Below are 16,235 nucleotides of genomic sequence, written 5' to 3'. Positions count from 1 at the left end.
CCCCGCTCGCCAAGCCGGAGGGGTGAGTTCAACATGGGTCACTTCTCAGTGGAAATATCGGCCCTTCCCGGGTCAGCTCTCAGTGGAAATCAACACCATGTTCGGCACTGCCGCGCAGGCCGGGCTTTCCTTCATCCGAGCCGCCCAGTTCCATGGCCAGCGCATGGATATGATCGACGTCTTCGCGCGACTTCATCGCAAGGCTCAACATGGATCCGTTGCCGACCGTGGCCTTCTGGCCGTCAAAGGGGGCGACCACACCGAAAAAGGGCTGGCCGAGGCCGTTGCCATAGACGCGGCCGCCGCTTGAATGTTCGAACATGATCGGCATGCCGAACGCGCCCAGCAGCGCGTCATAGAAGGCTTTGGCGGCATCAAGGTCATTCGATCCGACCAGCGCATATCCGAACATTGCCGTCTTTCCTTTTCGCTATTCGGTGACGATCGGGTGCCGTTGCCGCAAGACATCGGCCACGCGCTCGACGCGCTCGATCTCGCCGGCGCTGCCCGATGGCGTCACCGCCCAATTGCAATGCGGGTGCGTGTCGATGCTGTAGAGCCGGACAGGGCCGACGGCGATCCGCCAGCGGCGATGGCCGCCACCTGCTTCGCGCGCCAATGTCGCAATGAATCGATCCTGAAGTTCGCCTGCCGTCATGCTCCGCGCGTAGCACATGGCGAAGACCTTGCTAACCGATGCTCGCTGATCAATCCGGGCGGCGGCGCCCGGCGTTGCCGGACAGCAGCGGGTAGGGGTTAACCCCTGTGCCTTGATACCATTTTTCGCCGGGCGCCATGCGCTTGATTTCGAAGTGGAGATGCGGGCCGGCGGGATCGGCGTTGCCGGTCGAGCCGACGGTGCCGAGCCGCTCGCCGCGATCGACGTGCCTCCCCTCGGCCAAGGCCGGCGCATAGGTGTCGAGATGGGCATAATAATGGACCCACGCGCCGCCATCGACGCGGACATAGACGGTGTGGCCGCCGGCCTTGCTTTCGAATATCTGCTCGATGACGCCGGGCGCTGCGGCGATGACGGGCGTTCCGCGCGGGGCCATGATATCGAGCGCGCCATGCCCACGCGTCCCTCCGCCGCGGGCGTCGTCGAACGTGTCGACGAGCTGGCCGTCGCGAACACCCTCTACCGGTATCACGAGGCCTTCCATCGCGTGCGCGGGCTCGCGCTTTTCCGCCATGGAATCGGGTGCCGGCGGCCTAGAAACGGCGGCCGGCGGCGCATCCACGAAGCGGACCCGGCTCGCCACCCCCGCGCCAGCGAGCGCCAACAGGCCGAGGATGACGCAGCCGGCCCGGTTCATTCCTGAAACCGGGCCGGGGTGCCCGGCTTGACCATCAAGGCCAGCCGGGCCGCATCCCAATTGGTGAGGCGGATGCAGCCATGGCTTTCGGTACGGCCGATCTGCTCGGGATTGGGGGTGCCGTGAATGCCATAATGGGGCTTGTTGATGTCGAGCCAGACAACGCCGACCGGGCCGTTGGGGCCGGGCGGCAGCTTCGCCTTTTCCTCCTTAGACGAAGCATCCCAGAACAGATCCGGGTTATAGTGAAAGGGCGGGTTGTACGCGGCGCCCTGGATCTTCCAGCTTCCGAGGGGAAGCGGATCATGCTCGCTCCCCATGGTCGCCGGGAACTGGGCGACCAGCCGATTCCTCGCGTCATAGGCGCGCAGCGCGGCATCCGACCTGTCGACGACGATCCGCGCGACATCTGGCTGGCGGGCATCGACATTGAGATCGGACAGAGTCTTGCGCCATGCCGCGGGAAGGTCAGCCGGATATGCGCGTGAGGAAGGAAGGGCGCCGGGCAGGCGGATGGTTTGCCCGGCCTTGAGGCGCGTACCCGGCGGGTTGAGCGCGGCGATCGTGTCCGGCGTCGTGTGGAACTTCTCCGCCAGGCGTTCCAGCAGATTGGCGTAGCCGAGCGCCGGATAATCCGACTGCTTCGCCATGTCGCGGGGCAGCCTGCCATAATAGGGGCCTGCGACGATGGCATCGGTGAGCTGCAGGCTGCGGGTCGGCCGGATCGCACGCCAGGCACTGAGCGCCTTCAGCGTGGATGGATCAAGCTCGCCCGTCGGCTTCAATCCATTCGCCGTCTGGAAGCCTTTGAGCGCGAGGCTCAGTGACTGGCCTTGCTTGCCGTCGATGACGCCCGGCGAAAAGCCAAGCCGGTCGAGGATGACCTGAGCGTGCATCACCGACAGATCGATGGATTGCGGGGCGGCGGCGAAGGATGAAGCGGGCAGGGCGAGTGTGGCGAATGTGGTGCCGATCAACGCAACCCGTAATTTCATCGTGCAATTTCCTCTCCTTGGAGAAGATGGGAACGCGGCGGGCGGGCAGAATATCCGTCGCGATCTCCGGCACGACGCCCTCGGCCACTGTTCGGCAATTCGGCAGGATCGGTCGGCTGAGGCGATTTCAGATGATCGATGCTGTCCGACGTGCGGCGCGAACGGCCCCGGATTGGCTTTATGGAGGGCATGACTTCATTTCCGGCTCTTTCCGTGAATTTGGCTTGAATGCTGCATCGCGATGACGAAGCCCGGGGCTATACTGCGAGGCAAGCAGGACATTGGGAGCGGAAGGATGACAGCGCGCTTCGCCAGCCGATCCATCCTTTGTCGCGACCGGAGCAAAGGGGCTGACATCGTGTCGACCCGCGTTGCGGACGCAAAGACCATCCCCAGCCACTGAAACTTGCTGAACGCCCGCCCATGACGTGACGAAGGCAGACCATCGGAGAATAGCCTCATGGCGACGCACGAGAAGCTTTCATTCTGCCGGATCTGCATGGGGACATGCGGAATGGTGGTCACGACGGATGACGCAGGGCGCATTTTGGATATCCGCGCGGACCGCGACGATCCGCAGACATGGGGCTTTGCCTGCCACAAAGGCCTCCGTGCGGCGGAGGCGCAGGCGAACCCCAATCGGTTCCTGCGTCCCATGAAACGGCTTGAAGACGGAACGCTGGTGCCGATCGCGCTTGAGACGGCGCTGGACGAAATCGCGGCGCGGCTGGATGGCATCAGGCAGGAAAGCGGGGCCGAGGCTATTGCCGGATATCGCGGCGGCGGCGGCTTTTTTACGTCGTCGGCGGTGTTGATGCTCACCGATCTGCTGAAGGCGCTTGGGTCGCCCAAGATGTTCAGTTCGGCGACGATCGATCAGTCGGCGAAATATGTCGCCCAGGGTCGGCTTGGGCTGTGGCCTCCCGGCAAAACACCGGTCAGCCGGTGCGATGTGATGCTGCTGGTCGGCACGAACCCGATGGTTTCCGTGAACCCGCCCTTCGACACGCGAAACCCCGTGAAGCGCATGAAGGAGGCGCGCGCACGGGGCATGAAGCTGATCGTGATCGATCCGAGGCGCAGTGAAACCGCAGCCTTTGCGGATGTTCACCTGCAACCCTTGCCTGGCGAGGATGTGACGGTGATCGCGGGCTTGCACCATATCATCCTGCGCGAGGGCTGGCATGATGAGGCGTTCTGCGCGCAGCATGTTGCCGATCTCGATGCATTGCGCGGCGCCGTCGCGAGGTTCACGCCGGATTATGTGGCGGTGCGCGCCGATGTCGCGCCGGAGTTGCTCCTCGAAGCCGCTCGGCTGTTCGCGCAGGAGGGGCGCAAGGGCTTTGCCGGAAGTTCCACAGGCCCCGATATGGGGCCGCACTCCAACCTTGCCGAACATCTGATCGAAGCGCTCAATATCATCTGCGGAAAGCTGGTGCGCGAAGGCGAGGAGGTCGGCAATTCCGGCGCGGTGCTGCCGCGGCTGCCGCGCAAGGCACAGGTGACGCCGCCGCCGCGGTGGTGGGAAGACGGACCGAAAAGCCGCATAGATGGCTCCGGCATGCTTGCGGACGAGATGATGACGGGCGTGCTGGCGGACGAGATTCTGGTGCCCGGCGACGGACAGGTTCGTGCGCTGATTGTCCATGGCGGCAACCCGGCCTCGGCCGTGCCCGATCAGCGCAAGGTCGTCCGCGCGCTGCGCTCGCTCGACTTGCTTGTGTGCATTGAGCCGACGGCAACCGTCACCACCGACCTCGCGGATTATATCCTGCCACCCTACACCCAATATGAGCGCCCTGATCTTCCGTTCTGGCTCTACGAGCAAATGATCTATCAGGACGTTGCCTATACGCGGTACACGCCGGCGGTTGCCTCGCCGCCCGCCGGAGCGGAGCTGGTGGACGACTGGTTCGTCTTCTGGTCGCTCGCCAAGCGGCTGGGTGTGCCGATCGACTATCTGGGCACGCCGCTCGACATGCAGACGCCGCCCACGACGGACGACCTGCTGGCGCGTGTCGCCGGTCATGCGCCCGTGTCGTTCGAGGAGATCCAGCGGCAGGAGAGAGGGCTCGTCGTCGATTCCCGGCCGCTGATTGCCGAACCTGCGGATCCCGACTGGGCAGGGCGGTTCAGCGTCATGGCGGACGACGTCAGGGGTGAAGTGGATGACGTGCTGGCCGAGCCGGTCGAGGACGAACAATTCCCGTTCCGCTTCGCCGTGCGGCGGCTTCGCGAGACGTTCAATTCGGTCGGACGGGATCTTCCCGCCACGCGCAAGCGTGTCCCCTACAACAAGGCCTTCATCAATCCCGAAGACCTCGCAACAATCGGTGCCGTGGCCGGCGATGAGGTGGAGATTGTTTCGAACACGGGAAGTATTGTCGCGGTGGCGGAACCCGATGCGACCCTGCGCCGCCGCGTCATTTCCGTTCCGCATGGTTTCGGTGGTTTGCCCGACGTCGAGAGCAATCGTGGATATTATGAAGACGGAATATCGACCAATCTGTTGTTGAACGACAAAGTTCGCGAAACCATCAATGCGATGCCCCGAATGACAGGGTTCAAGGTGGCCCTGCGCCGGATTGGTGGCAAAGGTTAGGATGCGCGCGAAGGCATCGGCTGTGCTCTCAGATCCGCCGGGCGCATATGCTTCAATTGTCGGCTGCCACCAATCCCGCTTATGGTGAGCGGCCGTATGGGAGCGCCACCGCAAGTTTGCGCGTTACGTCCATCTGAGGAGCAGCCCGGATGCGAGATCACCCCGATTATAGTCTGTCGAGGCGCGATATTCTGGTCAGCGGCGCAGCGGGCATCGCGGCAACCTCGATGACGGAAGGTGCCGCAGTCGCGGGCACCTCCCGGCCGCCGGACGCGCCTCCCGCAGCGGCTGTGGCGTTCAAGGTCAATGGCAAGGCGCGCAAGCTGAGCCTCGATACCCGCACCACCTTGCTGGATGCGCTCCGCGAGCATCTGAAGCTCACCGGCACGAAGAAGGGCTGCGATCATGGCCAGTGCGGCGCGTGCACCGTGATCGTCAACGGCCAGCGGATCAATTCATGCCTGAGCCTCGCGGTCCAGCACGAGGGCGACGCGATCGTGACGATCGAGGGGCTGGGCACGCCGGACAAGCTTCATCCGATGCAGGCGGCATTCATCCGGCATGACGGCTATCAGTGCGGCTATTGCACCCCGGGCCAGATATGTTCGGCCGTCGCGATGCTCGATGAGATTGCGCGCGGCGTGCCGAGCCACGCGCAGGTGGATATTACCGCCAATCCCGAAGCGACCAGCGGCGAGATTCGCGAGCGGATGAGCGGAAATCTCTGCCGCTGCGGCGCCTATTCGAACATCGCGGAGGCGGTGGCCGAAATCGCGGGGAGCCGGGCATGAGGGCCTTCACCTACGAACGGGCGAAGACGCCTGCCCAGGCCGCCGCTGCCGTCGCCGGCACACAGGGCGCCAAATTCCTGGCGGGCGGGACCAACCTGCTCGATCTGATGAAGCTTGAGATCGAGACACCCACGCATCTCGTCGACGTCCAGGATCTGGGCCTCGACAGGATCGAGCGCGGCACGGATGGCGGGTTGCGCATTGGTGCGCTGGTGACGAACAGCGCGCTGGCCACCGATGCGCGCGTCCGGCGAGATTATGGCGTGCTGGCCCGCGCGATCGTCGCCGGCGCGAGCGGGCAGCTCCGCAACAAGGCGACCACCGCCGGCAACCTGCTTCAGCGCACCCGTTGCCCTTATTTCTACGACACCAACCAGCCGTGCAACAAGCGCAGGGCCGGTTCGGGCTGCGCTGCCATCGGCGGATTTTCGCGCCAATTGGGGGTGATCGGTACATCGGACCAGTGCATCGCGACCTATCCCGGCGACATGGCCGTCGCGATGCGCGTTCTCGATGCGACGGTGGAGACGGTGAAGGCCGACGGAACGACCCGCACCATCCCGATCGCCGATTTCCACCGCTTGCCCGGCGACGATCCGCAGCGCGACACCAATATCGAGCGCGGTGAACTGATCACCGCCGTGACATTGCCTCCGCCACTGGAGGGCGTGCACGTCTATCGCAAGGTGCGCGACCGCGCTTCTTATGCGTTCGCGCTCGTCTCCGTCGCGGCCGTGATCCACAAGGACGGTGCGGGACGGGTCGCATTTGGCGGTGTCGCGCCCAAGCCCTGGCGGGTCGAGGCAGCGGAGCCGGCGCTGCGTGAAGGGGCCAAACCCGTAGCGGCGCAGATGTTCGCGGGCGCGACGCCGCGCCACGACAACAGGTTCAAGATCCTGCTTGCCGAGCGCGCGCTGGCGAGCGTGCTGGCCGAGATCAAAGAGGGCTGAGCGATGGAATTCAACGCACCCGCCGGCCCCAATCTGTTCGACAAGGCCCGGATCGTGGGCAAGCCGACGCCGCGCATCGAAGGGCCGCTCAAGACCACCGGCACGGCGCCTTATGCCTATGAACGGCACGATGTCGTTCCCGATCAGGCCTATGGCTATATCGTGGGCAGCGCGATCGCGAAGGGCCGGATCCTGTCGATGGACAGTGCACAGGCACAAGCGGCGCCGGGTGTGCTCGGCATCGTAACCGCGCTTGGAACGCCCCCGGTGGGCAAGCCCGCCACTAACAATGCGCCCTTATTCGGTGGGCCGGATGTGGCGCATTATCATCAGGCCATCGCCTGTGTCGTCGCGGAGACGTTCGAACAGGCCCGCGCTGCCGCAGGCCTGATCCGTACACGGTATGAGCGGGCGGGCGGGCGCCATGACCTTGAAGCGCTGGTGCCCGGTGCGCCGCTCGCCAAGGGGCGGGACGGGCGGCCGGACCAGCGGGCCATTGGCGATTTCGCTGCCGCCTTCGCCGCAGCGCCGGTGAAGCTCGACGCCACATACCATACGTCCGACGAAAGCCACGCCATGATGGAGCCGCACGCCACCATCGCGGCATGGCAGGGGGACAGGCTGACGCTCTGGACATCGAACCAGATGATCGCCTGGTCGAAGGCGGCGATGGCCGAGGTTTTGGCGATGGATCCCGCGAAGATTCGGCTCGATTCGCCTTATGTCGGCGGTGGTTTCGGGGGCAAGCTGTTCGTGCGCGCGGACGCGGTGCTTGCCGCGCTGGCCGCGAGAAAGGTTGGCCGACCTGTCAAGGTCGCGCTGCAGCGGCCGTTGATGCCGAACAATACAACGCACCGTCCCGCCACCATCCAGCGCATTCGCATCGGCGCGGAGAAGGATGGCAGGATCGTCGCGATCGCGCACGAAAACTGGTCGGGCAATATCGGGGGCGAGGATGGCGAAAATGGCAGCGCGCAGACTGCCCGCATGTATGCCGCACCCAACCGGCTGACGGCGAACTATACCGCGCAGATCGACCTGCCGGAGGGCAATGCGATGCGCGCGCCGGGCGAAGCGCCTGGCCATCTCGCGCTCGAAGTCGCGATCGACGAGCTTGCCGATCGGCTGGGCATAGATCCGATCGCGCTGCGCATTCTTAACGAACCGCAATCGCAGGTTCCCGGCATGCCGGAAAGGCGCTTTTCCGATCGCAATCTCGTCCGCTGCCTGCGCGAGGGCGCCGATCGCTTCGACTGGGCGCGACGCCAGGCGCGGCCCGGCCAGATGCGCGAGAGGCAGTGGTTGATCGGCATGGGCGTCGCTGCCGGCTATCGCGGCGGGCCGGCCACGCGGTCGGCTGCGCGGGTTCGGCTCGACGGCAAAGGCGGGCTGGTCGTCGAAACCGACATGACCGACATCGGCACGGGTTCCTACACGATCATCGCGCAGACGGCAGCCGAAACGATGGGGGTGCCGCTGGCTGCCGTGTCGGTGGTACTGGGCGATTCCGACCACCCGGTGTCTTCGGGATCGGGCGGGCAATGGGGCGCGGCGAGCGCGACCGCGGGCGTCTATGCTGCCTGCGTCAGCCTGCGCCGCAAGATTGGCGAGAGGCTCGGTTTTGACGGCGACGCGGCCACGTTCGCGGACGGACGGATCGCATTGGGCAAACGCACCCTGTCGCTCGGCGATGCGGGTATCCTCTCGGCGGAAGATTCGATCAGCTTCGGCCCGTTCAAGCGCGAATATGATGTCGGCACTTATGCCGGCCATTTCGCCGAGGTCGCCGTCCACGCCTACACTGGGGAGACGCGGATCCGCCGCATGCTCGCCGTTTGTGACGCCGGCCGAATCCTCAATCCGCTTTCGGCGCGCAGCCAGGTGATCGGCGCGATGGTGATGGCGGCTGGCGCGGCGCTGATGGAGGAACTGGCCGTCGACAAGCGCTTCGGCTTTTTCGTCAATCATGATCTGGCTGGCTATGAAGTGCCGGTCCACGCCGACATTCCGCATCAGGAATGCATATTCCTCGATACGCTTGATCCCGTGATCTCGCCGCTGAAGGCGAAAGGCGTCGGCGAACTCGGTATTTGCGGTCCCGGCGCGGCCATCGCGAACGCCGTCTATAATGCCACCGGCATCCGCGTGCGCGACTATCCGCTGACCCTGGATAAATATCTCGACCGGCTTCCTGCGGTCGGTTGAGCCATTCGGGCGGGCGGCGCTTCGTCCGCGCGGCAGGGGCTGGCGATAAGGATTGGCCCCGGCATTGCGGCCAGGGCCAATCCTTGCTGGTTGATCAGATCCTGCTGTTCGGGGGGAGGGCCGATCAGAAGCGCGTCTGGACCGACCAGTAGAAGAAGCGGCCTTCGGAGCTGTGGAGGCGCGCGTCATAGCCATAAGTGGCGTCGGCGAGCGGCGGATCGGTGTCGAGCAGGTTACGGACGCCGACGCGAACGCGCGTTCCTTCGATCGGGCCGTCCAGGAAGCTGTACTGGGCGTAGAGGTTCATCGTGAAGTTGTCCTTCACCTTCCAATATTCGCCCGTCTGATCCTGCACGATGCCCGTGTCATAATATTTGCCGACATAGCGGCCGAACAGGCCGGCGCCCCAGCCGCCGCTTTTCCAGGTGATCGTGCCCGATGCCTGCCACTTCGGCCGGCCATCGCGTTCGAGCAGGTCGCCGATCGCCTCCAGCGGCACCGCATCGCCGAGCGTGCTCTGGATCAGCTTCGCCTGATCCGACAGCCCTTGATAGGCCTTGTCGAGATAGGAGGCGTTCAGCTTGATGTTGAACTTGCCGATCGGGGTTTCGGGCGGCTGATAATAGAGGCCGAGGTCGACACCGGCGCTCGTCCGCGAGTCGAGATTGGTGAAGATGTCGTCGACCTGGATGATTTCGCCAAGCGGGGCGAGGCCGCTACCCTGATAGAACGCGATATCGTCGGCGGTGGGATCGGCGCGCAGGACGCCTGGAAGGCCCGTTCCACCCTGGCTGCGATAGACATAATCGAGCGCGGAGATATTCTCGGCGCCGAAGATGCCGACCAGGTTGCGCTGCTTGATATGCCAGTAGTCGACCGTGAACGTCAGATTTCGCGTCGGCGTGAACACTGCGCCGAAGGAATAGCTGATATCGGTTTCGGGCTTGAGATCGCGGTTGCCGAGCCGGCGTTCCTCGACGCGATCATTGCCGACGCAGGCGCCCAGGCCGGCAAGGTCACCCTTGTTGACGCTCGCCTGGCACCGGTAATAGTCGATCACCGTGCTCACGCGGGTCGTGACTGCGGTGTTGAGCTGCTCGAGATTGGGGGCCCGGAAGCCTTCGGCATAAGAACCACGGATCTGGAACTTGTCGACCGGATACCAGGACAAGGCGAATTTCGGGCGGAACACGCTGCCGACATCCGAATAATGTTCGAAACGGCCGGCAAGCTGGAGGTCTAGCTTGCGCACCAGCGGCACGCCCATGTCGCGGCTGACCAGCGGCACCGCCAGTTCGGAGAAAGCCGACCAGACGTTGCGCGAGCCGCGGGAATCGGCCGCGACGCTCGATCCCATGATGTCCGACGCGTTCACGAAGGCGCCGGTGACGGCGTCGGTGTAGTTGATAGTCCCGTCGAGGCGATCGTCATAATCCTCCATATAGCTCTGCCGCCGCCATTCGGCACCCAGGGCGATGCCGACGTCGCCGGCCGGGAGGGTGAACAGACCGCCATTGGAGACCTTGAAATCGGCCAACGCGAGCGTCGTCTTGCCGAAGCGGCCGACATCGACGAGGAAGCTGTCGATCGTCGACTGGGCGTTCGGCGTGCCGTCGCCCCAATTGGGGTTGGCGAGGTCGCCACCGTTGAACGGGTTATAGGCGCTGGTGTCGGTGCGGTTGAGGGCCTGACTGAACAGGCTGTTGCTCACCCGATCGAAGGTGACGTCCTTCGTGGTCGCTTCGGAATAAAGGCCGGCAGTGTCCCAGTCCCAATTGCCGAAATTGCCCTTGAACCCGCCGAGCAGGCGGAAGGATTCATTGTCGACCTGGATGTGGCGCAGGCCGGCGTCGACGACGCGATAATTGGTCAGCGTCAGATCGACACCTTCCGCAGGAATTGCGAAGCCGCCGACCCGGTTGGGGTTGCCAAGCGCGCCCAGTGGATTCCAGTAGGCGTCCTTCGAAATGTTGAACTGGGCGGAGCTGAGAATGGAGGATTCGCCGCGATATTCCTCCGTGCGTGCGCGATAATAGCCAAGTTCGCTGTAGAACTGCACGTTGCCGAAATCATGATTCAGGAACAGGAAGGAATTGCCGCGCTTCACGCTGGGCGACATCGTGCGGGAGCGGTTGATGTCGAAACGCAGGTCGCGATCGAGGCTGCCATCGTCGATGCAGATCCCGCCGGAAAGGGCGCCCCGGCACCCCGCAACATCGTTGGGCTGGATGTGGAACACGCCGCCCGAACTGGTCAATCCGGCAATCGGCGTTGCCGCCGTGAACTGCCCCCAGGGCGCGCTGCTCGACCGATTGTCAAAGGCGGTGTCGCCTTCGAAAGGCGTGCCTTCGACGAACGGACGGCGATCCGACGCGCCGGGGATTTCAAGCTCGTGCGCCCAGACCTTGGAGGACTGGTAATAGCTGAGCAGCAAGGAAACATGGGTGCGATCTTCGTTGAAGCTCCACCCGCCTTCGAAGTCACCGCTATATTTCATCTTGTCGGTGTTCTCGGCGAAGCCGATCTCGCCGGTAACGCGGACGCCTTCGAACTTGCCATCGAGCACCGTGTTGATCACGCCCGCGACGGCATCGGAACCATAGATGGCCGATGCGCCGTCATGCAGCACTTCCACGCGGTCGATGCCGTTGACCGGCAGGGCGTTCATGTTGACCGTGGATACCGGAACCGAATCCTCCGTCTGGTATCCCGGATGCTGCACGAGGCGACGGCCGTTTAGCAGGACCAGCGTGTTGCCGGAACCGATACTGCGAAGGTTCGCGGAGGCCACGTCACCGCGCGCGGCGTGGACGCCGTTGGAAACGGTGTCGGTGCCGTTGAAGTTGACCGTTCCGTTCGCGGGCAGCGCGGCGAGCAGATCGGCGCCGGACGTTGCCGCGATGGTGCTGATATCGTCGCTGGTGATCACCGATACCGGCAATTGCCCGGCGACAACGGAATTCTTGATCTGCGATCCGACGACCACGATTTCTTCAGCCGCAGGCGCGGCGTTTTCGGTCGAAGCCGTCTGGGCCTGGGCCAGCGGAACATATCCGAAGCAGGTGGAAATCAGCAAAGTCGCCTTCAAGCGGCGGGCCATTCGCTCGCGCAGATACATCGATATCCCCTTTGGCATTTGTGACGCCGGGCGCTCGGACGGGCCCGACACAAAAGTGCAATGCTGATCCGGGATTCGCCCCGGCCCGTCCAATTCCGGCTTTTCAGCGGTCCATAACCTTGGGCTATAGAGGTGGGAGTCGCCCATTCTGCGGGGAACCCCATGCGCCTGCGCCACATCGAGGTTTTTCATGCCGTGTATGAACATGGCTCGATCAGTGAAGCGGCGCGCGCCCTGAACGTGTCGCAGCCCTCGGTCAGCAAGGTTCTGCGTCATGCCGAGGATCAACTTGGCTACGAGCTGTTCCAGCGTGTGAAGGGCCGGCTCGTGGCGACACCGCCGGCCCACGAACTGTTTGGCGAAGTGTCGGAGGTTTACACCCAATTGGGCCGGCTGGCCCGCACGGCCAAGAATCTGGGTGCGCGAAAGGGCGGCCATCTGCGGGTGGCGGTGTTGCCGTCCATTGGTCTGGCGCTGGGCCCGCGCGCCATCGCCCGCTTCCGCCGGCAGCACCCGGACGTGACGTTCGAGATCACGACGCTGCACAGCCGCGAAGTCGAACGCAGCCTTTACGAACGCGAATGCGATGTCGCCATTGGTTACCGGATGCTTCGACACACCCATGTCACCCAGACCAGCCTGGGCAGCGCGGGCCTGCTGCTTGTCTCGCCCAAGGGCCGCTTTGGTCCGACTGATCGGCCCGTTCCAATCAATGTTCTGGACGATATGGACTTTATCGGCCTGCGTGACAGCGGTCCGCTGGCCGACGTTTTTGTCAACGAGCTGGCCCGGCTGGAGGTGGCGCCGCGCGAAATCGTAACGGCGCACACATATTATGCAGCGATTGCGTTGGTCAGGGAGGGGCTGGGCGTCACCGTCACCGATGAATTCACGGCGGCAGCGCTGTCGATCCACGATCTGTCCTGTTATCGGCTGGCCCCTGAAGTGCGATCACCGATCAGCGCGATCACGCTGGGCAATCCGCCATCGGCCGAACTCATCGCATTGTTCATCGACATCGTTCGCGAAGTGCTGGCCGGGCAGGCGCAGCCCTGCGGCTGATGTGGAATAAGGGCATAGCCGATGGTTATGCCGTGCCGAATAACCGGCATTTGCCTTGTCGGGCGGCCCGCAGCAAAGCACAGGCTCATGGCATGCGAGCCCGTGCGGGCGCGCGCCATCCCGCTTGTGAGGCATTGAACGGAAGACCGGCCCCTTGAACGCGCAGCCATATTCACGTTTTTCGGTCGTTCGTGTTTCGGGCCTGGCCATGATGTTGCCAACGCTGCTGTCAGCCGTGGCGGCCAGCGCGGCGCCGGCCAGCATGGCGGACATCCTTGCCGACCCCGCCCATGCGGCCGCGCCGGGCTGTGTCGCGGGCGCTTTCCGCGACGGGGCAATGGTGGCGCAGGCGGCCTCCGGCTATGCCGATCTCGCCGATCAGATCCCGCTGGATGGCGAAACGCTATTCTATGGCGCGTCGCTCTCGAAGCAATTCACCGCGCTGGCAGCCGCCACCCTGATTGCCGATGGCCGGCTGTCGCTGGACGATGACGTGCGCAAATATCTGCCCGAGCTGCCGGCCTATCGCGCGACGGTGACGGTCGGCATGTTGATGCATCACAGTGCCGGCATTCGGGATTCGCTAAGCCTGCTGCGCCTGGCCGGAATGGCGGATGTCGGGCGGGCTTCGAAGGATCAGGCCCTGCGCCTCCTGTTTCGCCAATCGGACACGGCCTTCGTTCCGGGCACTAGCTACAGCTATTCCAACGGTGGCTATCTCCTTCTCGCCGAAATCGTCGAGCGCGTTTCCGGGCGGCCATTCGCCGATTATGCGCGGCGCGCCATTTTCGCGCCGCTTGGCATGAAGCGCAGCTACTTTCTGGACGGGAAGGCCGGCGGTCCGCGCGCCGCCCATGGGTATGTGCCCGACGCGGGCAAGTTCGTCGTCCGCGACACGTTCCCGCGGTTCAGCGGGTCCGGCGGCCTGATGATCTCGCTGAACGATCTTGCCCGCTTCGAGCGGGATATCGAACGCGGCCATCGCGTGTGGACCCCTGCGGTGGCGAAGATCATGCTGGCGCCGGGGCGACTGGCGACCGGCGCGCGGATCGATGACGGCAAGGGCATGGGCTATGGCGGCGGGCTGCACATCGGGCGCCGCAGGGGGCAATGGTTTGTCCAGCACGGTGGCGCGGCCGAAGCGTTCAAGCATGTCTATGCCAGGCTACCGGAGCGGCATGAAGCCTATGTCCTGCTGTGCAATCGCGGCGACTGGAACGCGCAGGAAAAGATCGATCAGGTGATGATGGCGAGTGGCGTTCCACTCGCTACCGTCGCTCGCGCCGCTCCGAGTGGGCGCTTCCGCTCGCGCGAGCTCGATGCCGAATACAGCCTGGCGATGGACGGCACCCAATTGACGGTCACCATCTCCTCGCCGTTGCTCGCATCGCCCAGGGTGGAGAGGTTCACGCCCGCGGAGGATGGCAGCTATGTCGCCGGCCCGACGCGAATGACCTTTGGCGACGGTTCCGATCACATCGTCGTGGCCCGTGGCGGGTCCGGCGGCATCCGTTTCTCGCGTATCGAAGGAGGGCAGGATTGATGACGATCCGCAAGCACATGCTCGCCGGTGTCGCCCTGCTGATCGCCGTCGGAATGCCCGGTCGCGCGGTTGCCGACCAGGGCGGCGGCATCACCATCATCCGGGGCGGGGACATTTATGACGGCTCCTCCGCAGCGCCGATCAAGGGAGACGTGGTCATTCAGGGCGATCGCATCGTCCATGTCGGCCCGGGCGCGAGGACATTCGTCCACGCTGAAGTGATCGATGCCCGTGGAATGATCGTGGCGCCCGGCTTCATCGATCCGCATACCCATGCGCAGCGTTTTCTGGACAGCGAGGGCGGTGGAGGGCGGTTGAACCTGCCATGGCTCATGCAGGGCGTGACGACCATCTTCACCGGTGTCGATGGCGGCGGATCGCCCGATGTCCGGGCAACGCTCGATGACGTGGAGAAGCGGACCTTCGGCACCAATGTCGCGACCTATGTCGGTTTCGGGCCGGTGCGACGCGCCGTGATCGGCGACGATGCGCGCGCTCCGACCGCTGCAGAGCTCGAAAAGATGAAGGCTCTGGTTGCCACCGGCATGTGCGAAGGCGCGATAGGCCTGTCGACCGGACTGTTCTATGCGCCGCAGAGCTTCTCGAAAACGGAAGAGGTTCTCGCACTTGCCCGCGAAGCGGCGAAGCGCGGTGGCATCTATGACAGCCATCAGCGCGATGAATCATCCTATACGGTCGGGCTGGCGCGATCGGTGGAGGAGGCCATATCCATCGGCCGCGCGGCCGGGCTGCCTGTCCACATCGCGCATATCAAGGCCTTGGGCGTCGACGTTCACGGCAAGGCGCCGGACATCATTGCCATGATCGACAAGGCGCGCGGGCAGGGGCAGCGGATAACCGCCGACCAATATCCGTGGGATGCCTCCGGCACCAGCCTGCAGGCCGCATTGCTGCCCGGTTGGGCCGTCGATGGCGGGCGCGACGCGATGCTGCGCCGACTGGACGATGCGGCCGACAGGGCACGCATCGAACGCGCGATGGCGGAAAATATGCGCCGGCGTGGCGGCGCGCACTCATTGCTGCTGACAGTGCCGGAACGCGAATGGACGGGTCTCCGCCTCGATGAGATCGCTGCGCGATGGAGCGTGTCTCCGATCGCGGCCGCCATCCGGATCATCCGCCACGACGATCACAGTGGTAAGCTCGTCTCCTTCAACATGGCTGACAAGGATATTGCGGCTTTCATGCGCCAGCCCTGGGTCGTCACCGGGTCGGACGGATCGGAAGGCCATCCGCGCATGTATGCCACCTTCCCACGCAAGTTCGCCAAATATGTCCTGGAAGATCGGGTGATCGACACGGCCGGTTTCATCAACAGCAGCACGGGGCGGACCGCCGACATGTTCGGGCTGCGGGATCGCGGGCATTTGCGGGTGGGATACAAGGCCGATGTCGTGATCCTGGACCCGGCAAGCTATCGCCCAGTAGCGACCTATCTGGCACCGCGCGAACTGGCGACCGGCGTCCACGCCCTGTTCGTGAACGGCCGGCAAGCCATCGCCGCCGGCAAGCCCACCGGCATCGCTGCCGGCAAGGCCATTCGCCATGCGCCGCCGGCGGGAACCTGTCAGCGATGAAGGCCGCTGGCATCACCTGCCCGGCCTGATCGGCGGGCAGCGCTCGCTGCATTGC

At 64.5% G+C, this 16,235-nt stretch carries 12 protein-coding genes; 7 read left to right on the top strand and 5 right to left on the bottom strand.

Annotation, left to right across the window (positions count from 1 at the left end):
* Positions 1-79: 79 nt before the first annotated feature.
* The 4 genes from CHB74_RS06065 to CHB74_RS06050 are packed head-to-tail and all read right to left on the bottom strand — an operon-like array spanning position 80 to position 2,311.
* A complete protein-coding gene (locus tag CHB74_RS06065) occupies positions 80-412 on the bottom strand; it encodes a VOC family protein (protein ID WP_089218718.1) in 333 nt (110 codons plus the stop codon).
* An 18-nt stretch (positions 413-430) separates the two neighbouring features.
* The gene (locus CHB74_RS06060) at positions 431-676 is read right to left on the bottom strand and encodes a hypothetical protein (protein WP_245842662.1); all 246 of its coding nucleotides are present in this window, start codon (positions 674-676) and stop codon (positions 431-433) included.
* A gap of 31 nt (positions 677-707) precedes the next feature.
* Positions 708-1,316, bottom strand: coding sequence for a M23 family metallopeptidase (locus tag CHB74_RS06055; protein ID WP_089218717.1), 609 nt, complete (start codon positions 1,314-1,316; stop codon positions 708-710).
* Positions 1,313-2,311, bottom strand: a complete 999-nt coding sequence (locus CHB74_RS06050) for a L,D-transpeptidase family protein (protein WP_089218716.1) — start codon at positions 2,309-2,311, stop codon at positions 1,313-1,315. The genes CHB74_RS06055 and CHB74_RS06050 overlap by 4 nt, the downstream gene beginning before the upstream one ends.
* Positions 2,312-2,771: 460 nt before the next feature.
* On the opposite strand from CHB74_RS06050, the gene CHB74_RS06040 reads away from it, so the two are divergent.
* From CHB74_RS06040 to paoC, 4 genes are all read left to right on the top strand, one after another.
* Positions 2,772-4,913 carry a molybdopterin-containing oxidoreductase family protein gene (locus CHB74_RS06040; protein WP_089218714.1) on the top strand — a complete coding sequence of 714 codons (2,142 nt, stop codon included), beginning with the start codon at positions 2,772-2,774 and terminating at the stop codon, positions 4,911-4,913.
* Positions 4,914-5,062: 149 nt separating this feature from the next.
* Complete coding sequence (paoA, locus tag CHB74_RS06035; RefSeq protein ID WP_089218713.1) at positions 5,063-5,704, top strand: aldehyde dehydrogenase iron-sulfur subunit PaoA; 642 nt, start codon at positions 5,063-5,065, stop codon at positions 5,702-5,704.
* Positions 5,701-6,654 carry an FAD binding domain-containing protein gene (locus CHB74_RS06030; RefSeq protein ID WP_089218712.1) on the top strand — a complete coding sequence of 318 codons (954 nt, stop codon included), beginning with the start codon at positions 5,701-5,703 and terminating at the stop codon, positions 6,652-6,654. The genes paoA and CHB74_RS06030 overlap by 4 nt, the downstream gene beginning before the upstream one ends.
* Positions 6,655-6,657: 3 nt before the next feature.
* Positions 6,658-8,859: an aldehyde oxidoreductase molybdenum-binding subunit PaoC gene (gene paoC / locus CHB74_RS06025; protein WP_089218711.1), complete on the top strand. Its 2,202-nt coding sequence runs from the start codon at positions 6,658-6,660 to the stop codon at positions 8,857-8,859.
* A gap of 124 nt (positions 8,860-8,983) precedes the next feature.
* Here paoC and CHB74_RS06020 read toward each other — a convergent pair whose 3' ends face one another.
* Positions 8,984-11,959 carry a TonB-dependent receptor domain-containing protein gene (locus CHB74_RS06020; protein ID WP_089218741.1) on the bottom strand — a complete coding sequence of 992 codons (2,976 nt, stop codon included), beginning with the start codon at positions 11,957-11,959 and terminating at the stop codon, positions 8,984-8,986.
* Positions 11,960-12,139: 180 nt separating this feature from the next.
* Here CHB74_RS06020 and CHB74_RS06015 point away from each other — a divergent pair, with 180 nt between their 5' ends.
* The 3 genes from CHB74_RS06015 (at position 12,140) to CHB74_RS06005 (ending at position 16,180) form a co-directional block, all read left to right on the top strand.
* The gene (locus CHB74_RS06015; protein ID WP_089218710.1) at positions 12,140-13,039 is read left to right on the top strand and encodes a LysR family transcriptional regulator; all 900 of its coding nucleotides are present in this window, start codon (positions 12,140-12,142) and stop codon (positions 13,037-13,039) included.
* A gap of 208 nt (positions 13,040-13,247) precedes the next feature.
* Entirely contained in the window at positions 13,248-14,582 is a 1,335-nt protein-coding gene (locus CHB74_RS06010; RefSeq protein ID WP_245842661.1) for a serine hydrolase domain-containing protein, read from the top strand.
* A complete protein-coding gene (locus CHB74_RS06005; protein ID WP_089218709.1) occupies positions 14,582-16,180 on the top strand; it encodes an N-acyl-D-amino-acid deacylase family protein in 1,599 nt (532 codons plus the stop codon). Before CHB74_RS06010 ends, CHB74_RS06005 begins: the two co-directional genes overlap by 1 nt.
* Positions 16,181-16,235: the final 55 nt, after the last annotated feature.

This window comes from Edaphosphingomonas laterariae (assembly GCF_900188165.1).
In the GTDB taxonomy this organism is placed as follows: Bacteria; Pseudomonadota; Alphaproteobacteria; order Sphingomonadales; family Sphingomonadaceae; genus Sphingomonas_E; species Sphingomonas_E laterariae.
The sequence above is the reverse complement of the archived record's forward strand: the minus strand, read 5'-3'. Positions and strand labels throughout refer to the sequence as shown.